Genomic DNA, 18834 nt, shown 5'->3' with positions numbered 1-18834 from the left:
ATGTCCCGAGGACTGATCGAAGCAGGCAAGGTCGCTGGACAAGCCGCCGGCGCGGGCGTATCGCGCCGTTCGTTCCTCAAGCTCGGCATGTCGCTGGGCGCGGCGGCGGGCGGTGGCCTGCTGCTCGGCTTCAGCCTGCCGGCGGCAGGCGACGATGCGCGCCGTTCGGTGATCGGTGGCGACGGCGATGAAACCGCGCGCGCGGGCGTGTTCGCACCGAACGCGTTCGTGCAGATCGACCGCGCCGGCAAGGTCACGCTGGTGATGCCGAAAGTCGAGATGGGGCAGGGCGTCTACACGGCGCTACCGATGCTGATCGCCGAGGAACTCGAAGTGCCGCTGTCGAGCGTGACGCTCGACCATGCGCCGCCGAACGAGAAGCTCTTTCTCGATCCGTTGCTCGGCGGCCAGCTCACCGGCGGCTCGACGTCGATACGCTACGCATGGGAGCCGCTGCGCCGCGCGGGCGCGACCGCGCGCACGCTGCTGGTCGCGGCCGCCGCGAAGCAATGGAACGTCGATCCGGCATCCTGCCGTGCGGTGAACGGCGAAGTGCAGCATCCGCCGAGCGGCCGGCGCACGTCGTACGGCCAGCTCGCCGACGCCGCCGCGAAGCTGCCGGTGCCGAAGGACGTCGCGCTGAAGAAGCCGGCGGATTTCAAGCTGATCGGCACGCCCGCGAAGCGGCTCGATTCGCCGGAGAAGGTCGACGGCACCGCGCAGTTCGGGCTCGACGTGCGGCTGCCCGGCATGCTGTACGCGGTGATCGTGAACAGCCCGGTGTTCGGCGGCACGGTCGCGAGCATCGACGATACGGCCGCGAAGAAGATTCCGGGCGTGCGCCAGGTCGTGCGCGCGGACAACGCGGTCGCGGTCGTCGGCGATCATACCTGGGCCGCGAAGCGCGGCGCATCGGCGCTGGTCGTGAAGTGGAACGAAGGCGCCGGCGCGAAGGTATCGACGAAGGACATCGTCGCCGATCTCGCGCAGGCCGCGGCGAACGGCAAGGGTGCGGTCGCGCGCAAGGACGGCGACGTCGGCAAGGGTTTCGCGGATGCGAAGACGCGCGTCGACGCCGTGTACGAGCAGCCGCTCCTCGCGCACGCGACGATGGAGCCCGTGAACTGCACGGTGCACGTGCGCGCCGACGGGTGCGAGATCTGGGTCGGCACCCAGGTGCCGACGCGGGCGGTCGACACCGTGCAGCAGCTCACGAGCTTTCCGCCGGAGAAGATCGTCGTGCACAACCACCTGCTCGGCGGCGGCTTCGGCCGGCGCCTCGAGACGGACATGATCGGCCAGGCGGTCAAGATCGCGAAGCAGGTCAACGCGCCGGTGAAGGTGATCTGGACGCGCGAGGAGGACATCCAGCACGACATGTACCGCCCGTACTACTACGACCGGATCTCGGCCGGCCTCGACGCGAACGGCAAGCCGATCGCGTGGCAGCACCGGATCGTCGGCTCGTCGATCCTCGCGCGCTTCGCGCCGCCCGCGTTCCAGCACGGCGTCGATCCCGACGCGGTCGAGGTGGCCACCGACCTGCCGTACGACCTGCCGAACCAGCTGATCGACTACGTGCGGCAGGAGCCGCGCCACGTACCGACCGCGTTCTGGCGCGGCGTCGGGCCGACGCGCAGCACGTTCGTCGTCGAGAGCTTCATCGACGAACTGGCCGCGCAGACCAAGACCGACCCCGTGCAATACCGCCGCGCGCTGCTCGGCAAGACGCCGCGCGCGCTCAACGTGCTCGACGTCGCGACGAAGGCGGCCGGCTGGGGCCCGTCGCTGCCGACGGGGCAAGGGCGCGGCGTATCCGTGATGCACGCGTTCGGCAGCTTCTTCTCGATCGTCATCGACGTCGCGGTGGATAACGGCGAGGTGCAGGTCAAGCGCGTCGTGTGCGCGGTCGATTGCGGCATGTCCGTCAACCCGAACACGATCGAGGCACAAGTGCAGGGCGGCATCATTTTCGGGATCACGGGCGCGCTGTACGGCGAGATCACGATCGAGGACGGCCGTGTCGTGCAGAGCAATTTCACCGATTACCGGATGCTGCGGATCAACGAGACACCGCCGATCGAGGTGCATCTGGTGAAAAGCGGCGAAGCGCCGGGCGGGATCGGCGAACCGGGCACGGCCGCGACGGCCGCAGCATTGTCGAACGCGATCTTCGCGGCGACCGGCAAGCGGCTGCGCAAGCTGCCGGTCGGCGACCAGCTGAAGACGGCTTGAGGGGAGGCGACGATCATGCGAAACCTCACCCTGAATACGTTCCGTGCATCGCTGCTCGCGCTGTCCGCCATGCTGGCCGGCCCGGCCGCGCAGGCCGCGCAGACGGCACCGGCCGACAGCGCGCTCGTCGCGCGCGGCGCATACCTCGCGAAAGCGGGCGACTGCGTCGCGTGCCACACTGCGCCGCGCGGCACGCCGTTCGCCGGCGGCCTGAAGATGGTCACGCCGATGGGCGCGATCTACACGACCAACATCACGCCCGATCCGGAAACGGGCATCGGCGGCTATACGGAAGCCGAGTTCGCCGGCGCGCTGCGCAAGGGCGTCGCGAAGGACGGCCACAACCTGTATCCGGCGATGCCGTATCCGTCGTACGCGAAGCTGAAGGACGAGGACGTCAAGGCGCTGTACGCGTACTTCATGCACGGCGTCGAACCGGTGAAGCAGGCGAACCGGCCGTCCGACATCCCGTGGCCGCTCAACATGCGCTGGCCGCTCGCGTTGTGGAACATGGTGTTCCTCGACACGACGCCTTACGCCGACAAGCCGGCCAAGGACGCGATGTGGAACCGCGGCGCTTACCTCGTGCAGGGGCTCGGGCACTGCGGGTCGTGCCACACGCCGCGCGGCGTCGGCTTCCAGGAGAAGGCGCTCGACGAAGGCGGCGCGGCGTTCCTGTCGGGTGCGCCGATCGACAACTGGTTCGCATCGAACCTGACCGGCGAGCCCAACACGGGGCTCGGCCGCTGGAACGAGGCCGAGGTCGCGCAGTTCCTGAAGACCGGCGCGAACCGCCATGCGACCGCGTTCGGTTCGATGGTGAGCGTGATCAACCACAGCACGCAGGCGCTCACGGACGACGATCTGGCGGCAATCTCCCGTTACCTGAAATCGCTGCCGGCGGCAGGCGGCACGGGGGCGCCGCCGTACCGCTACGATCCGAAGGCGACGCAGGTCGCGCTGGGCCGGCCGGCAGCCGATCCGGGCGCGAAGGTGTATAACGCTTACTGCCTGCATTGCCACGGCGCGGACGGGCGCGGCTACGCGCCGCTGCTCGCGCCGCTCGCCGGCAACCCGAACGTGCTCGAAGGCGATGCCGCGTCGCTGATCAACGTGACGCTGAACGGCAGCGAGACGCTCGTGATCGATGGCGTGCCGTCCGCTTATCCGATGCCGGCGTTCTCGAACCAGTTGAACGACCAGCAGATCGCCGACGTGCTGACCTTCATGCGCGCCGGCTGGAACAACGGCGCGCCGGCCGTGCAGGCGGCGGACGTCGCGAAACTCCGCAAGGCGACGGCGGCCGCGCGCTGAGCGCGACTCCATGCGGAACGATGGCGGGCCGGCGTGCCTGCCGTCGACGCCGCCGGGTGCGTGCCAGCCCCGGCGGCCTGGCTTTTTCTGTCAACCGGCGCGCGGCCGTTCGCGGCAGCGCGCGTTTATCGACGCAATGTAGGGGTGTCTGGATGGCTAACGTGACTTATACGGATACGCAACTGCTGATCGACGGCGAGTGGGTCGACGCCGCGAGCGGCAAGACGATCGACGTCGTGAACCCGGCGACCGGCAAGCCGATCGGCAAGGTGGCCCACGCGGGCATCGCCGATCTCGACCGTGCGCTCGCCGCCGCGCAACGCGGCTTCGAGGCGTGGCGCAAGGTGCCCGCGCACGAGCGCGCGGCGACGATGCGCAAGGCGGCCGCGCTGGTGCGCGAACGCGCCGACGCGATCGCGCAGCTGATGACGCAGGAACAGGGCAAGCCGCTCACCGAGGCGCGCGTCGAAGTGCTGTCGGCGGCGGACATCATCGAGTGGTTCGCGGACGAAGGCCGCCGCGTGTACGGCCGGATCGTGCCGCCGCGCAACCTCGGCGCGCAGCAGACCGTCGTGAAGGAGCCGGTCGGCCCGGTCGCCGCGTTCACGCCGTGGAATTTCCCGGTCAACCAGGTCGTGCGCAAGCTGAGCGCCGCGCTGGCAACCGGCTGCTCGTTCCTCGTGAAAGCGCCGGAAGAAACCCCGGCGTCGCCGGCCGCGCTGCTGCGCGCGTTCGTCGACGCGGGCGTGCCGTCCGGCGTGATCGGCCTCGTGTACGGCGATCCGGCGGAAATCTCGTCGTACCTGATCCCGCACCCGGTGATCCGCAAGGTCACGTTCACGGGTTCGACGCCGGTCGGCAAGCAGCTCGCGTCGTTGGCCGGCCTGCACATGAAGCGCGCGACGATGGAGCTCGGCGGTCATGCGCCGGTGATCGTCGCCGAGGACGCCGACGTCGCGCTCGCGGTGAAGGCCGCCGGCGGCGCGAAGTTCCGCAACGCGGGGCAGGTCTGCATTTCGCCGACGCGCTTTCTCGTGCACAACAGCATCCGCGACGAATTCACGCGCGCGCTGGTCAAGCATGCCGAAGGGCTGAAGGTCGGCAACGGCCTCGAGGAAGGCACGACGCTCGGTGCGCTCGCGAACCCGCGCCGGCTCACCGCGATGGCATCCGTCGTCGACAACGCGCGCAAGGTCGGCGCGCGCATCGAAACCGGCGGCGAGCGGATCGGCGCGGAAGGCAACTTCTTCGCGCCGACCGTGATCGCGGACGTGCCGCTCGAAGCGGACGTGTTCAACAACGAGCCGTTCGGCCCGGTCGCGGCGATCCGCGGTTTCGACAAGCTCGAAGACGCGATCGCGGAAGCGAACCGTCTGCCGTTCGGTCTCGCCGGCTACGCGTTCACGCGTTCGTTCGCGAACGTGCACCTGCTCACGCAGCGCCTCGAAGTCGGGATGCTGTGGATCAACCAGCCCGCGACGCCGTGGCCGGAAATGCCGTTCGGCGGCGTGAAGGACTCGGGCTACGGCTCGGAAGGCGGGCCGGAAGCGCTCGAACCGTACCTCGTCACGAAGTCGGTGACGGTGATGGCCGTCTGACGACCGTCTGACGGCCGACCGATCGCGTGCGCGGCGCTGTTGGCGCGGCGCGCGCGATCGGCGCGGGCCGGGCGGCACTCACGTTGCGCACTGCGCAACGGCATGCCCGCTCTCCCGCCGGTTTTCCCACCGGTTTTCCCGCCGGTTTTCCCGCCGGCCGTGCATTCGCATGGCAACCTGACGGGAATTTCAATACGCGTACCGCTGCGGACGGATTGTTTCGATTCCGTCATCGGCAGCACCACACGCCAGACCACGCGACGCGCGTCGGTGAACGAGCGCCGACATCCTGTGCCGGCCCGAGCGGAGCACGATCCGCCCGACACCGTTCAGGTCACGCCGTACGCAACCCGACAAGTCAGGACTGCACCTCGTACCCGGAAGCCGTACTTTTTGGTATAGGTTATTCAGAACAAACCATAACGACCGGTGCGTCAGCGCCGGGCCAATCTGAGAGGACACGGATGCATCCGCGGGCGGCAGCGCCGTACTACGTTGTGCTGGCGGGGACCTTGATAGCGTGCGCGCTGATGGGCCTCTGCGTGTTGCAGTTGTTTCAGAGCCGTCACGATGCGCTCGATCGCGCGCGCGAGACGTCGCGGAATCTGGCGCTCGTCGCCGAGCGCGACATCGAACGCAACATCGAGCTGTACGGCCTGTCGCTCGAGGCGGTGATCCAGGGCCTCCAGCGGCCGGACGTCATGGCCGCATCGCCGGCCTTGCGGCGCGGCATCCTGTTCGATCACGCGATGACGGCGAATTTTCTCGGCTCGATGCTCGTGCTGGATTCCGCCGGCAACATCATCCTGGATTCGGCGAACGACGTGCCGCGCCAGGGCAATTTCGGCGACCGCAAGTACTTTACGGTTCACCGCGACAATCCGGACGTCGGGCTTTACATCAGCGATCCCTATGCGTCCCGCCTGCGTGGCGGCTCGCTCAGCGTCGCGCTGACGCGCCGCGTGTCGAACCCGGACGGCTCGTTCGCCGGCATCGTGATGATTGCGGTCAATCTCGAGTATGTCCACACGCTGTTCGCCGGCCTCGCGCTCGGCTCGCACGGCGCGATTTCGCTGGTGGGCACGAACGGCATCATGTTCATGCGCCAGCCGTACGACGTGCGCACCATCGGTCGCGACATCAGCAAGGCGGCAACGTTCCGCCACTTCATCACGGCGCCGGAAGGCTCGTTCGTCGAGACCTCGACGATCGACAACGTGCGCCGCCTGTACTACTTCAAGACGCTGCCGCACCTGCCGCTGATCATCATGGTCGCCGAGGCGGAGCAGGACATCTACGCCGCGTGGCGGCACCGGGCCATCACGATCGGCGCGCTGGTCGCCACCTTCGGCGTGGCGTTCATCGTGCTGTCCTTCATGCTGGGCTCGCAGCTGCGGCGCAGGATGCGCGCCGAATCCGAGCTGGTCATGCTCGCGCGCACCGACGGCCTCACCGGGCTCAACAATCGCCGCTCGTTCGGGGAGGTGCTGGAGCTCGAATGGCGCCGCGCGCGCCGTGCCCGATCGGTGTTTTCGCTGCTGTTCGTCGACGTCGACCGCTTCAAGGCCTACAACGACACGTATGGCCACCAGGCCGGCGACGACGCGCTGGCGGCGGTCGCACGATGCATCGGCGACAACATCCGGCGCCCGGCGGACACCGCGGCCCGCTATGGCGGCGAGGAATTCGTCGTGATCCTGCCGGATACGCCGGCGACGGGCGCGACCGAGATCGCCGAACGGATTCGCGCAGCCATCGACGGACTGGCGATCGAACATGCGGAAAGCGAATTCGGGCGCGTCACCGCGAGCATCGGCGTGGCAAGCTGGGCGCCCGGGCAGGAAGGGGAGGTCGAGTCGGTGATCAAGGCAGCCGACGAGGCGTTGTACCACGCGAAGGAAACGGGGCGAAACAAGGTCGCGTCGTGTGGTGCGGCCACCTGACGCCTCCGCCGGCACCCGTCGCCCGCGACCGATGGCGGGCGCGCGGTTCGGCGCTCAATGCCGGCCGCTGCCGCGATAGCTTTCCACTTCCGCGTCGTAAGCCGCCAGAAACGCCTTGCCGAACACCGACGCGAAATCGTCCTCGATCGCGAACACCGTGTCGCGATGGGTCGCCGCGTAGCGATCCCACATCCTCGCCTTGTACAGCACGGGCACGCGCTTCTCGTACCAGCGCGTCGCGTCGTCGCGCTCGCGCAGGCGTTGCGGTGAAAAGCGCGTCAGCAGGTCCATCAACGCCGCGCGCATGCCCGCGACCATGCCGATCTGGTGCGCGTGCAGATCCTGGAACGCGTCGCTGACCGCGCTCTGCGGCGACATGAAGCCCGGCAGCGGCAGCCCGAACATCTGCCGCAGCACGGCGCCGCCGTCGGGCAGCAGCTTCAGCGGATTGTTCTCGCGATCGAGCAGCATCGTCATGTGCGCCTTCACCTCGCGCTTCAGGATGCTGCGCGACGACAGCAGCTCGACCGTGCCGTTCGCGAACAGCGCCAGCAACTGGCCCGCGATGTACAGCTGCTCGGCCGACCACTGATGCGATTCGGCGGCCGTATCGAGCCCCGCGCCTTCGAAGAACGCGCTCAACAGTTCGTCCGGGGTCGGCGCGCGCGCAGCATGCGGCGCCGCATGCTGCGCCGGATCGTCGGCCGGCCGCGTATCGGTGCGCGGGGCGGCCGGTTGCACGCGCACGTGCTGCGTCCACTCGGGCGCGTGATCCGCCTGCGTCGCGGATGACGCATCGCGATCCACGTTGCCGCGATCGGCGTGCGCCGCGGTGCCCGCCGTGCCGAGATCGCCCGATGACTGCGCGAACAGGTCGAGCGGATCGGTCGACAGCTGGTGCAGGTCGCGCTGCGACGGCGCGGGCGGTGCGGCCTGCTGCGCGGCGCCCGTCCGTGCGGGGCCGCCCGGCCGCGTAGCGGCGTCCGCCGCCTTGCCGCGCGGTGCGAGACGATCCTGGAGGAGCCCCCACAGCCGGTTGCCGGCGCCTTTCGTATCGATACGCGATGACGACGGTTGTGCGGGTGCCGCTGCCGCCCGGGCCTGCGCTTGCGCCTGCGCCTGCATATCGACGCGCATGCCGGTATCGGTCGCCATGTCGATGACCGGGGCATGGCCGCCATCGACACCATCGGTACCGTCGTCACGTTCAGCGCGCAGCACGTACGGCCCGATGCGGATGATGTCGCCGGTGTTGAGCGCGCGCTCCTGCGCGTAACCGACCGGCTCGCGGTTCACCTCGATCGTCGAGACGCTGCTCAGGTTCTTCAGCAGGCAGGCGTCGTCGCCCACCTGCAGCAGCGCCTGCAGCCGCGAAATCTGCCGCGTGTCGTCGCGCAACACGAGATGGTTGTCGCTGGCCCGGCCGATGGTGCCGCCCGGCGGATGAAACACGACGGCGTCGTAGGAGTCGCTTTCGACCGGCTCGCCGGCATGTTCGATCACGATCAGTTGCATGTCATACGTCGCTCGGTGAAGTGCTCGCGCGCAGGCCGGTTCGTTCAGGACGACGACGCATGCCTGCGGCGCGCGAATTCGAACGCGGGCCCCCAGATCGGATGTCCCTTCTCGGCGGGGGACAAGTCGAAGCGCGGGTTGAGGTCGAGAATTTTCGAGAACTCGGCGCGGCACGGCGTGATGCGGTTCGTCACGCAATAGCTGAACGCGAGGAGCTTGTGCGCGGCAACCTGCGTGTCGGTGTCGGCGCCGTCGATTTCCTTCGCGTGGCTCAGCAGCGCGATCGTGCGCCCGTAGTCGCCGCTGTCGTACGCGGCGCGCGCGCTGTCGACCGTCGCGCGTGCAGCCGACTGGGTCGGGGACGTACTGCACCCGCCGGCCCCCAGCAACAATGCGCCGAGGAAAAGAACGTGCGATGAACGACCTTTCATTATTGAAATCAGGAATTGGCGTAATTGGAAGGTGCCACACAAGCGCTGTTGGATTCTAGTGCCAATCATCGATACGGAATCGCCTGTTACGTTTTGTTTCATTTGGCCATTCCATTTCCACGTGAATGCAGAATCGACTACGAATTTCAGTGCTTGTGAATCCAGAAAAACGGCCTATAGTTCGCTGTGTTTTTCGGATTCGTCAGTTGTTTGGTCAGCGCACGTCAATGCACGAAAAAACGGGCCGTCCGTTCGTGCGAAACGAATAGCCTGGCACACCGTCAGCGCCGCGAGCGTTCGTTGCACGGTGGCCGGCCGGCTTGCGCCCCAAGCCCATCCGACAGGGTGTCCACTTCACAGAACCGGGCCGCGACGGCGAACCGGTCGGATTGATTTTTGCCAATAACTTATCAACCCCAATTCAATTGACCACCATCTCGCCGAATCGACTTCCAAAATCCATGAATGATATGACCCGGCTTTTTACAAGAACAAATTGCCGATACGGATTGCGATGGATGGATATACGGATTACACAATTACCGATCAATTAATTGTCCCTTTTTCAATCGGATCATCCGGTTTCGCGGTCGAAAACCGGCGAACGGCTATTGGGTGGCGAGGGTGGAATATGCAATGGCGGTCGAGCAGTTTCATCGTATGGGGATGCGTGATGCTGTTGCCGGGGTGCGGCGCGACGGAGCACGCCGCGGCGGTGCCGTATGCGATCACGGTCGACGTTGCGCCCGACGTCAACCCTGACCCGAACCGCAAGCCTGCGCCGATCGTGCTGAAGGTATTCCAGCTCCGCGCGGCATCGTCGTTCGACAGCGCGGATTTCTTTTCGCTGCAGGACAAGCCGGAGAACGTGCTCGGCGCGGACCTGCTCGGCACCGATCGCGTGATCCTGCGGCCGGGCGAGTCGCGCACGCTGCACTATCGCGGCAACGTCGAGGCCGGCGCGATCGGCGTGGTCGCCGAATACCGGATGCTCGAAAAGAACCGCTGGCGGCTGACGGTGCCGCTGCCGCGCGCGAAGCAGCTCAATCTCTACAAGTTCTGGCAGACGTCGCCGGGCGAGCTGAAGCTGTCGATCGCGGTGCGCAACGGCGGCCTCGCACTGAACGATGCGAAGGGGCGCCCATGACCGAACCGACGATGTCCGCGACACCGGTCGCGGCGCTCCGCCAGCGGGTGGTGTGGACCGAGGGGATGTTCCTGCGGCCGCAGCATTTCCAGCAGCTCGAACGGCACTGGGAACGCTACGTCGCGCTGCGCTGCCTCCCGCTGCAAGGCTTCTTCTGGGGTTTCGACACGCTGGAGCTCGACCGCGAGCAACTGGCGCTCGGCAAGGTCGCGCTGCGCACCGCGTCGGGCGTGATGCGTGACGGCACGCCGTTCGACCTGTCCCATCCGGACGATCTTCCCGAACCGCTCGACGTGCCGGCCGACGCGAAGGACCAGCTCGTCGTGCTCGCGTTGCCGCTGTGGCGCGGCGGCGGCGAGGAGGTGTCGTTCGGTGCAGGCGGAGGCCATGCCGCGAACGGTACGAACGGCACGAACAGCGGCGCCGATGTCGCGCGCTACGTCGTGCGCGAATACGAAGTGGCCGACGCGAACGCGGTCGCCCTCGGTCCCGCACTGCTGCAGACGGGGCGCCTGAACGTGCGGCTGATGCTCGAAGCCGAGCTGACCGGCGACTGGCATGCACTCGGCGTCGCACGGATCGTCGAGCGGCGCACCGATGCGCGGTTGCTGGTCGACGACGGCTACATCCCGCCGCGCCTCGTCGCGCAGCACGACGCCGTGCTGCTGGCCTACGCACGCGAGCTGCACGGGCTGCTCACGCAACGCAGCGAAGCGCTCGCGGAACGGCTGTCGGAGCCCGGGCGCGGCGGCGTGTCGGAAGTCGCGGACTTCCTGCTGCTGCAGCTCGTGAACCGCTATCTCGCGCTGACCTGGCATGCGCAGCAGCACGTGTCGACGCATCCGGAGGCGCTGTTCTGCGACTGGCTGAAGCTCGCGTGCGACCTGAGCACGTTCACGGCGGCCGGCCGGCGCCCGCAGTCGCTCGCCGTCTATGTGCACGACGACCTGCGCACGAGCTTCGCGGAGCTTATGACCGAACTGCGGCGGTCGCTGTCGACGGTGCTCGAGCAAAACGCGATCCAGATCGAGCTGCGCGATGCGGGCAACGGCATCCGCGTCGCGACGCTGGCCGACCCGGCGCTGCGCGATACGGCCGGCTTCGTGCTCGCGGTGCGCGCTGACATACCGGCCGACAGCCTGCGCGCGCGTTTTCCCGCGCAGGCCAAGCTCGGGCCGGTCGAGCGGATCCGCGATCTCGTGCAGCTGCAACTGCCGGGCATCACGATGCGCCAGTTGCCGGTCGCGCCGCGGCAGATCCCGTATCACGCGGGCCATACGTACTTCGAGATCGACAAGGGCAGCGACCTGTGGAAGCAGCTGGCGCGCTCCGGCGGTCTCGCCTTTCATTTCGCCGGCGAATTCCCTGGACTCTCGATGGAGTTCTGGGCGATACGCGGGTGAGGGCGGGGCGACGCGATGAATTCCTCCTCCGATTCGATCTCCCCCGGCGCAGGCGGATTCGTGCCGCCGAATCCGGGCGGCATGCATCCGGCCGCGGCGGGCACGGCCGGCCCGACCGCAACGCAGCCGCGCCCCGGGCGCTGGGCCGCGAGCGGCACGAACCCGCTCGTCGCGGCCGCGAATCCGTTGCTCAACCTCGTGCCGCAGATCCGTTCGACCGTCCATCACCCGAATCCCGCGTGGCTGCGCGAGCATCTCGTCGTCGAGATCCGGCAGTTCGAGGCGCGCGCGCAGGAGGCCGGCGTGCCGTCGGAAGCGATCATCGGCGCGCGCTACTGCCTGTGCACGGCGCTCGACGAGGCGGCCGCGCTGACGCCATGGGGCGGCAGCGTGTGGTCGTCGCACAGCCTGCTCGTGTCGTTCCACAACGAGACCTGGGGCGGCGAGAAATTCTTCCACCTGCTCGAACGCCTGTCGCAGCAGCCGCGCCAGCATCTCGACCTGCTCGAGCTGCTGTATTTCTGTCTCGCGCTCGGCTTCGAGGGCCGTTATCGCGTGCTCGACAACGGCCATGCGCAGCTCGACGCGCTGCGCCACCAGCTCGCGCTCACGATCCGCTCGGTGCGCGGCGAATTCGAGCCGGCGCTGTCGCCGCACTGGCGCGACGTCGTCACGCGCGATGTCGCGCGCCGGTTCGTCGTGCCGCTGTGGGTGTGCGTGGCGCTCGCGCTGCTGATCGGCTTCGGCGTGTTCGTCGGGCTGCGGATCGCGCTCGCCGGGCATTCGGACCGGCTGTTCGCATCGATCGACGCGCTGCACGTGCCGAAGCTGCAGCCCGCGCAAGCGCCGCCGCGCGCGGCACCGGCCCCGCGCATCGCGAAGTTCCTGGAACCGGAGATCGCGGCCGGCCTCGTGTCGGTGCGCGACGCCGCCGATCGCAGCGTGATCGTGCTGCGCGGCGACGGGTTGTTCAAGTCGGGATCGACGTCGGTGATCGACCGCTACGTGCCGGTGCTCGCCCGTGTGGCCGATGCGCTGGACAAGGTGCCCGGCAACGTGCGCGTGACCGGTTACACGGACGACACACCCGTGCATACCGCGCGCTTCGCGTCGAACTGGGACCTGTCGCGCGAACGCGCGGAAGCCGTGCGCGGCATGATCGCCGCGCGGCTCGACCATCCGGAACGGCTCGCGGCGGAAGGGCGCGGCACGCTCGACCCGGTCGCGCCGAACGATTCGCCCGCGAATCGCGCGCTGAACCGGCGCGTCGAGATCACGCTGCTGCCGGCGCCCGGCAGTGCCGCCGTCGGCGCGAGCGCAACGCAGGGGGCCAACTGACATGAACCAGGCTGTCGCGCGTTTCGTCCGGCCATTGCCGTCGCGGGAGATCTGGACCTTCGCCGGTCTCGTCGTGCTCGCATGCTTCGTGTGGCTCGCGGGCCCGCTGTTCGCGTTCGCCGAGGTCCGTCCGCTCGAAAGCAGCTGGGCGCGCGGGCTGACGATCGCGGTGCTGTTCATCGCGTGGGGCGCGCGCGTCGCGTGGCGCAGCTGGCGCGCCGGCCGGCTCAACGCGCAGTTGCTGAACCAGCTGCGCGAGGCGGCGCCCGGGCCGGCCACCGCCGACGATCCGGCGAAAGCGCAGCTCGACGAGTTGCGCAGCCGCTTCGACGAAGCCGCGACGCTGCTGAAGAAGGTCCGCTTCGGGCAGGCCGACACCGTGCGCAAGGGCCTGCCGCGCTGGTTCGACCGGATGTCGCGCCAGTATCTGTACCAGTTGCCGTGGTACGTGTTCATCGGCGCGCCGGGCTCGGGCAAGACCACCGCGCTCGTGAATTCCGGGCTCAGTTTTCCGCTCGCCGAGCAATTCGGCCGCGCGGCGATTCGCGGCGTGGGCGGCACGCGCCATTGCGACTGGTGGTTCACGAACGACGCGGTGCTGATCGACACGGCCGGCCGCTATACGACGCACGAGGGCAACCGTGCGCTCGACGAGGCCGAGTGGAAAGGTTTCGTCGACCTGCTGAAGAAGTACCGCACGCGCCAGCCGCTGAACGGCGCGATGCTGACGATCAGCGTGGCCGACCTGCTCGGCGCGTCGGAGGCCGAGCGCACCCAGCACGCGATGGTGCTGCGCAAGCGGCTGCTCGAACTGCGTGCGCAGCTCGGCATTCGCTTTCCCGTGTACCTGCTCGTGACGAAGGCCGACCTGCTCGCGGGCTTCGCCGAGTATTTCGGCAACTACGGCCGCGCGGAATGCGCGCAGGTGTGGGGTTTCACGTTCCCGCTCGCGCAAAGCGAGGCGCCGGGTTTCGACCTGCGTGCGGCATTCGACCGCGAATACCGGCTGCTGCACCAGCGGCTGAACGACGGGCTGCCCGAACTGCTCGCCGCGCAGACCGACGCACGCCAGCGCGAGATGACGTACCTGCTGCCGCAGCAGATCGCCGACCTGCAGGACATGCTCGGCCAGTTCGTCGCCGAGGTGTTTTCCGTGTCGAGCTACGAACCGATGCCGATGCTGCGCGGCGTCTACCTGACGAGCGGCACGCAGGAGGGCACCGCGTTCGATCGCGTGATGAGCGGCATCAAGCGCTTCCTGAAGATCGAGGGCGTGCCGCCGGTCGCGCAGGTCGGCTCGACCGGCCGCAGCTTCTTCCTGAAGTCGCTGCTGCAGGAGCACATCTTCCGCGAAGCCTCGCTCGCCGGCAGCGACCTGCGCTGGCATCAGAAACGGCGCGTGCTGCAGATCGCCGGCTACGTGCTGCTCGCGCTGGTGTGCGTGGCCGTGCTGGTCGCGTGGCTGCGCAGCTATTCGAACAATCGCGCGTATCTCGACCAGATCGGCGCGCGCGTGCCGGCCGTCGATGCGCAGATTGCCGGCGCGAAATTCTCCGATGCGGCCGACGTCGCCCGCCTGCTGCCCGTGCTCGACGCGCTCGGCGGCCTCGCGAATACCGGCGGCGTCGACCTGCAGCATCCGCCGCTCGCGTACCGGTGGGGGCTGTTCCAGGGCGAGAAGATCGACGAGGCCGTCGACGCCGTGTACCGGCGCGCGCTCGAGGACGTGCTGCTGCCGATCGCCGCGAGCCGGATGGAGGCTGCGCTGCGCGACGCGCGGCCCGACGAGACCGAATTCGCGTATGCGGCGTTGAAGGCGTACCTGATGCTGTACGACAGCGCGCACTACGATCCTGCGTTCGTGCAGGCCGTCGTCGATCTCGAGATGGAACGCGCGCTGCCGCCCGATTTCTCGCCGGCCGAACGCACCGCGCTGCGTGCGCATCTCGCCGCGCTGTTCGGCGGCCGCGTCGCGGTGTCGCCGTATCCGATGAACGAGCGGCTCGTGGCCGACGTGCGCGACCGGCTGCGGCAGGTGCCGTTCTCGCAGCGGCTGTACCGGCAGCTCACGCTGACGCTGCGGCCGGCCACCGCCGCGTTCGACTTCAGCGTCGCGCGCGCGGTCGGCCCCGACGCATCGCTGGTGTTCCGCCGCCAGGGCGGCAAGCCGCTGTCGGAAGGCGTGCCGGGCCTCTATACGCGCAACGGCTATCGCAACGTGTTCGCGCCGCGCCTGGCCGGCGAGGTCGACGCCTACGGGCGCGAGGAAGTGTGGGTGCTGAACCTCGGGCTCTCCGAGATTCCCGGGCCGAACGACGCGGCCGCGTGGGCCCGCGATATCCGCCAGCTGTACCTGAACGACTACCTGAAGATCTGGGACGACTACCTCGCCGACATCAAGCTGCAGCGCACCGCGACGCTCGCGCAGAGCATCCAGGTGGCGCGCGCGCTGTCGTCCGCCGATTCGCCGCTCACGCGGCTGATGGTCGCGCTCGCGCGCGACACGGCGCTCGGCGATGCACCGGGCGGCGGGGCGCGCAATCTCGCCACGCGCGCGCAGGACAAGGTCGACGAGGCACGCAGCTCGCTGTCGCAGATCTTCGCGAGCCAGGGAAGCGATGCGAACACGTCCGCCGCGGCGCCCGCGAGCGCCGAGCAGATCGTCGACAGCCACTTCGCCGGGTTGCGCACGTTCGCGCCGGGCAGCGGCGACCAGGCCCAGGCGTTCAATGACGTGCTGAAGTCGATCGACGCGCTGTACACCTACCTGACGGCCACCGACGACGCATTGAGGAGCGGCGCGCAGCCGCCGCCGTCCGACGCGCCGGCGAAGCTGCGCGCACAGGCCGGCCGCCTGCCGACGCCGTTCCGCGAAGTGCTCGACGACCTGTCGAACGTCGCGAACGGCAGCGTGGCGACCGTCGAGCAGCGCAGCGTCGCGACGCGGGCCGGCGCGAACGTCGGCGACTTCTGCCGGCAGGCGATCGCGGGGCGCTATCCGTTCGCGCGCGGATCGTCGCGTGACGTCGCGCCGGCGGATTTCGCGCAGATGTTCGCACCCGGCGGCCTGATGGACGACTTCTTCCAGAAGAACCTGCAGTCGATCGTCGATACGACGTCGCACCCGTGGCGCTTCGCGAACCGCAATGCGGACGCCGATCCGTCGGCCGCCGCGATGCTGGCGTCGTTCGAGAAGGCGGCGGTGATCCGCGACGCCTATTTCGGCGGCGGTGCGCGCACCGCGCAGCTGAAGGTGCAGATCCAGCCGCTCGAAATGGACCCGTCGATCACGGAGATGGTGCTCGACGTCGACGGGCAGATCGTCCGTTACGCGCACGGCCCGCTCGTGCAGAGCGCGGTGGACTGGCCGGGCCCGCGCGGCAGCAACCAGGTGCGGCTGCAGGTGTCGGGCCAGGCCGGCGCGACCGACGGCTTCACGACCGACGGGCCGTGGGCGCTGCACCGGCTGTTCGACCGCGCGGCCGTATCGGCCGGGCGCGGCTCCGACCAGATGATTGCGCGCTTCACGGTCGACGGCAAACCGATCGTGCTGCAAGTGAATGCGGGCAGTGTCCGCAACCCGTTCAGGCTGCCCCAGATGGAGTCCTTTACATGCCCTCCGAAGCCATGAGCCCGACACCGCCGTTCACGCGTACCGACGGCGATGCGCCGGCCTGGTACGGGAAGATTCCCGGCGCCGGCGACTTCGTGAACAGCCGGCTGCCGCATGCGCTCGCGCTGTGGTGGGAGCGCTGGCTCCAGCAGGGGATGGCCGCGATGCGCCAGCGCGGCGCGGACGAGATCGAGCGCCATTACACGGTCGCGCCGGTCTGGAATTTCCTGATCCCGGCGGGCGCCGGCGCGTCGTGCGTGCAGCCGGGCTGCCTCGCGCCGAGCTGCGACCGCGTGGGGCGCTACTACCCGGTGATCGTCACGCTGCCGATGCGTGCGGCCGATTACTGGAACGGCCTGCCGGACGCCGCCGACGCGTTCTACTGGCAGGTCGGACAGGCGCTGCTCGACGCGATCCGCCATGCGCGCGCGCCGGGCGATCTCGAGCGGACGCTCGAACGCGTGCGGCTCGCACCGGGCGTCGGTCGCGACGCGGCGGACATCGTCGATGGTATGCCGGCGGCGCTGCCGGACCGCACGGTGCCGGCAGCATGGCCGGGGCTGTCCGGTTACTTCGATCCGCACGGCGGCACCAGTTTCTGGTGGACCAATCGCGCGGACGGATCGCCGCTGCGCACGCACGCGCACACGGGCACGCCCGACAACGCGCTGTTCCTGACGCTGTTCGGCGGCGGTTAGCGGCCGGACAAAGGGACGGCGGGCCGCCGGGCGCGGCGGCGGACGGAAAGGACGCGGTTTCGAGAGGTGGTGGAGATGAAGGACGCTGGATCGAGAGACAACGAGCACGACACGGCGACACGCGGCGACGCATCCGGATTCACGGTGCGGCCGCTGCCGCTCGGCCATCGCCTCGGCGAATTGCAGCTCGACGAGGTGCTCGGCATCGGCGGCTTCGGGATCGTCTATCGCGCGTTCGACCGCACGTTGCGGCGCGCGGTCGCGATCAAGGAGTACATGCCGTCGATGCTGGCCACGCGCGGCGGCGACTATACGGTGTCGCTGCGCTCCGAGCGGTTCGCGCAGGCATTCGACGCAGGGCGCGGCGCGTTCCTCAACGAAGCGCGCCTGCTCGCGCAATTCGACCATCCGGGGCTCGTCAAGGTCCTGCACTTTTGGGAAAGCCACGGCACCGCGTACATGGTGATGCCGTTCTATGAGGGACGCACGCTCAAGCAGTTGCTCGACGGCGGGATGCGGATCAGCGAGACGCAGCTGCGCAACATCGTCGGCGCGCTGCTCGGCGCGCTCGACACGCTGCATCGCGCGCAGTGCTTCCATCGCGACGTCGCGCTCGACAACGTGCTGATCCGCCCGAACGGCAGCGCGATCCTGCTCGACTTCGGCGCGGCGCGCAAACGGATCGGCGATCTGGTCGACGACGGCGCGATGATGATCAAGCCCGGCTACGCGCCGATCGAGCAATACACCGACGATCCCGCGTTCAGCCAGGGGCCGTGGACGGATCTCTATGCGCTCGGCGCGGTGATGCACGCGATGATCACCGGCGAGTTGCCGCCCGCGGCCGTCGTGCGCAGCATCAAGGACACGTACCGGCCGCTCGCGTCGCGTGAACTGCCGGCCGGCGAGGTGTACAGCCCGGCTTTTCTCGCGGCCGTCGATCATGCGCTGCAGTTGCGGATTCCGGACCGGCCGGAATCGGTCGCGGCATTCGCGGCGGAACTCGGGTTGCGGGACTTCGACCGGACGGGCAGCGGGTATGGCGCGCCCGCCGTGCCGCCCGTGGGCGATGCGGGCAGGGGCGAGGGCGACAAGGGGGCGGCTTCCGTCGAGAACGGTACCCAGTCGGCTGCGGCAGCGACTTCGATCGGTGCGGGCGGGACCGCTTCGGGTAGCGCTGCGCCGGACGCGCGGCCGCCGACGCAGGCGGGTGCGGGCCCTGTATCGACGCCCACGGACACGGCATCCGCATCGCCCGGTGTGTCGGACGGCAAGCCGGAAACCGATGATGGGTCTTCGACGTTGAAAGCGGCCACGCAAGGCACAGCCGCCACGGTGGCTGCGGGAGCGCTCGCAGCTTCCGCATCGCATGCGTCCCGGCCGGCCGCGAAACCGGTTGAATCCGATGCGCCGAATGGAAACGTCGAACGCGCGAAAGAACCGGCCGCTGCACGAACCGACACGCACGACGAAGCCAGTGCGCGATCCGCAAGTATCGATACGGAGATCGGCGCGCGTGGTGCGGCGGGTTCTGGGAAAGCGGTCACGTTCGCGGGTGAAGATGCTGGTGCTGGCGTCGGTGCCGGTGCCGGTGCCGGT

At 68.8% G+C, this 18834-nt stretch carries 12 protein-coding genes; 10 read left to right on the top strand and 2 right to left on the bottom strand.

Annotated elements, in window-relative coordinates:
* The 4 genes from L810_RS33915 to L810_RS33900 all read left to right on the top strand — a co-directional run bounded on the left by L810_RS33915 (nt 1) and on the right by L810_RS33900 (nt 7090).
* Nucleotides 1-2235, top strand: coding sequence for a xanthine dehydrogenase family protein molybdopterin-binding subunit (locus L810_RS33915; protein ID WP_021162721.1), 2235 nt, complete (start codon nt 1-3; stop codon nt 2233-2235).
* 15 nt (nt 2236-2250) lie between these two features.
* Nucleotides 2251-3549, top strand: coding sequence for a c-type cytochrome (locus L810_RS33910; protein ID WP_021162720.1), 1299 nt, complete (start codon nt 2251-2253; stop codon nt 3547-3549).
* A 152-nt stretch (nt 3550-3701) separates the two neighbouring features.
* Nucleotides 3702-5147 carry an NAD-dependent succinate-semialdehyde dehydrogenase gene (locus tag L810_RS33905; RefSeq protein ID WP_042977294.1) on the top strand — a complete coding sequence of 482 codons (1446 nt, stop codon included), beginning with the start codon at nt 3702-3704 and terminating at the stop codon, nt 5145-5147.
* A 464-nt stretch (nt 5148-5611) separates the two neighbouring features.
* On the top strand, nt 5612-7090 hold the full coding sequence (locus L810_RS33900; RefSeq protein ID WP_042977292.1) for a sensor domain-containing diguanylate cyclase: 1479 nt from the start codon (nt 5612-5614) through the stop codon (nt 7088-7090).
* 54 nt (nt 7091-7144) lie between these two features.
* Here the strand turns inward: L810_RS33900 and tagH are convergent, their stop codons facing one another.
* Complete coding sequence (gene tagH, locus L810_RS33895; RefSeq protein WP_021162716.1) at nt 7145-8605, bottom strand: type VI secretion system-associated FHA domain protein TagH; 1461 nt, start codon at nt 8603-8605, stop codon at nt 7145-7147.
* A 44-nt stretch (nt 8606-8649) separates the two neighbouring features.
* Complete coding sequence (locus L810_RS33890) at nt 8650-9036, bottom strand: TssQ family T6SS-associated lipoprotein (protein ID WP_021162715.1); 387 nt, start codon at nt 9034-9036, stop codon at nt 8650-8652.
* A gap of 631 nt (nt 9037-9667) precedes the next feature.
* Here L810_RS33890 and tssJ point away from each other — a divergent pair.
* The 6 genes from tssJ to L810_RS33860 form a co-directional block, all read left to right on the top strand.
* Nucleotides 9668-10183 (top strand): type VI secretion system lipoprotein TssJ, encoded by a 516-nt coding sequence (gene tssJ / locus L810_RS33885; protein ID WP_042977289.1) that lies wholly within the window; start codon nt 9668-9670, stop codon nt 10181-10183.
* On the top strand, nt 10180-11586 hold the full coding sequence (gene tssK / locus L810_RS33880; RefSeq protein ID WP_021162713.1) for a type VI secretion system baseplate subunit TssK: 1407 nt from the start codon (nt 10180-10182) through the stop codon (nt 11584-11586). Before tssJ ends, tssK begins: the two co-directional genes overlap by 4 nt.
* A 15-nt stretch (nt 11587-11601) precedes the next feature.
* Nucleotides 11602-12924, top strand: coding sequence for a DotU family type VI secretion system protein (locus L810_RS33875; RefSeq protein WP_021162712.1), 1323 nt, complete (start codon nt 11602-11604; stop codon nt 12922-12924).
* A 1-nt stretch (nt 12925) separates the two neighbouring features.
* Nucleotides 12926-16555 (top strand): type VI secretion system membrane subunit TssM, encoded by a 3630-nt coding sequence (gene tssM / locus L810_RS33870; RefSeq protein WP_021162711.1) that lies wholly within the window; start codon nt 12926-12928, stop codon nt 16553-16555.
* Complete coding sequence (tagF, locus tag L810_RS33865) at nt 16537-17235, top strand: type VI secretion system-associated protein TagF (protein ID WP_021162710.1); 699 nt, start codon at nt 16537-16539, stop codon at nt 17233-17235. Before tssM ends, tagF begins: the two co-directional genes overlap by 19 nt.
* 75 nt (nt 17236-17310) lie before the next feature.
* Nucleotides 17311-18834 (top strand): serine/threonine protein kinase (locus L810_RS33860; protein ID WP_257009015.1); only part of this gene is annotated, 1524 nt, incomplete at its 3' end.

The sequence above is a fragment of the Burkholderia sp. AU4i genome, assembly GCF_000466765.1.
GTDB lineage: Bacteria > Pseudomonadota > Gammaproteobacteria > Burkholderiales > Burkholderiaceae > Burkholderia > Burkholderia cepacia.
Note: the sequence above shows the minus strand (reverse complement) of the source record. Positions and strands in the feature narration are given on the sequence as shown.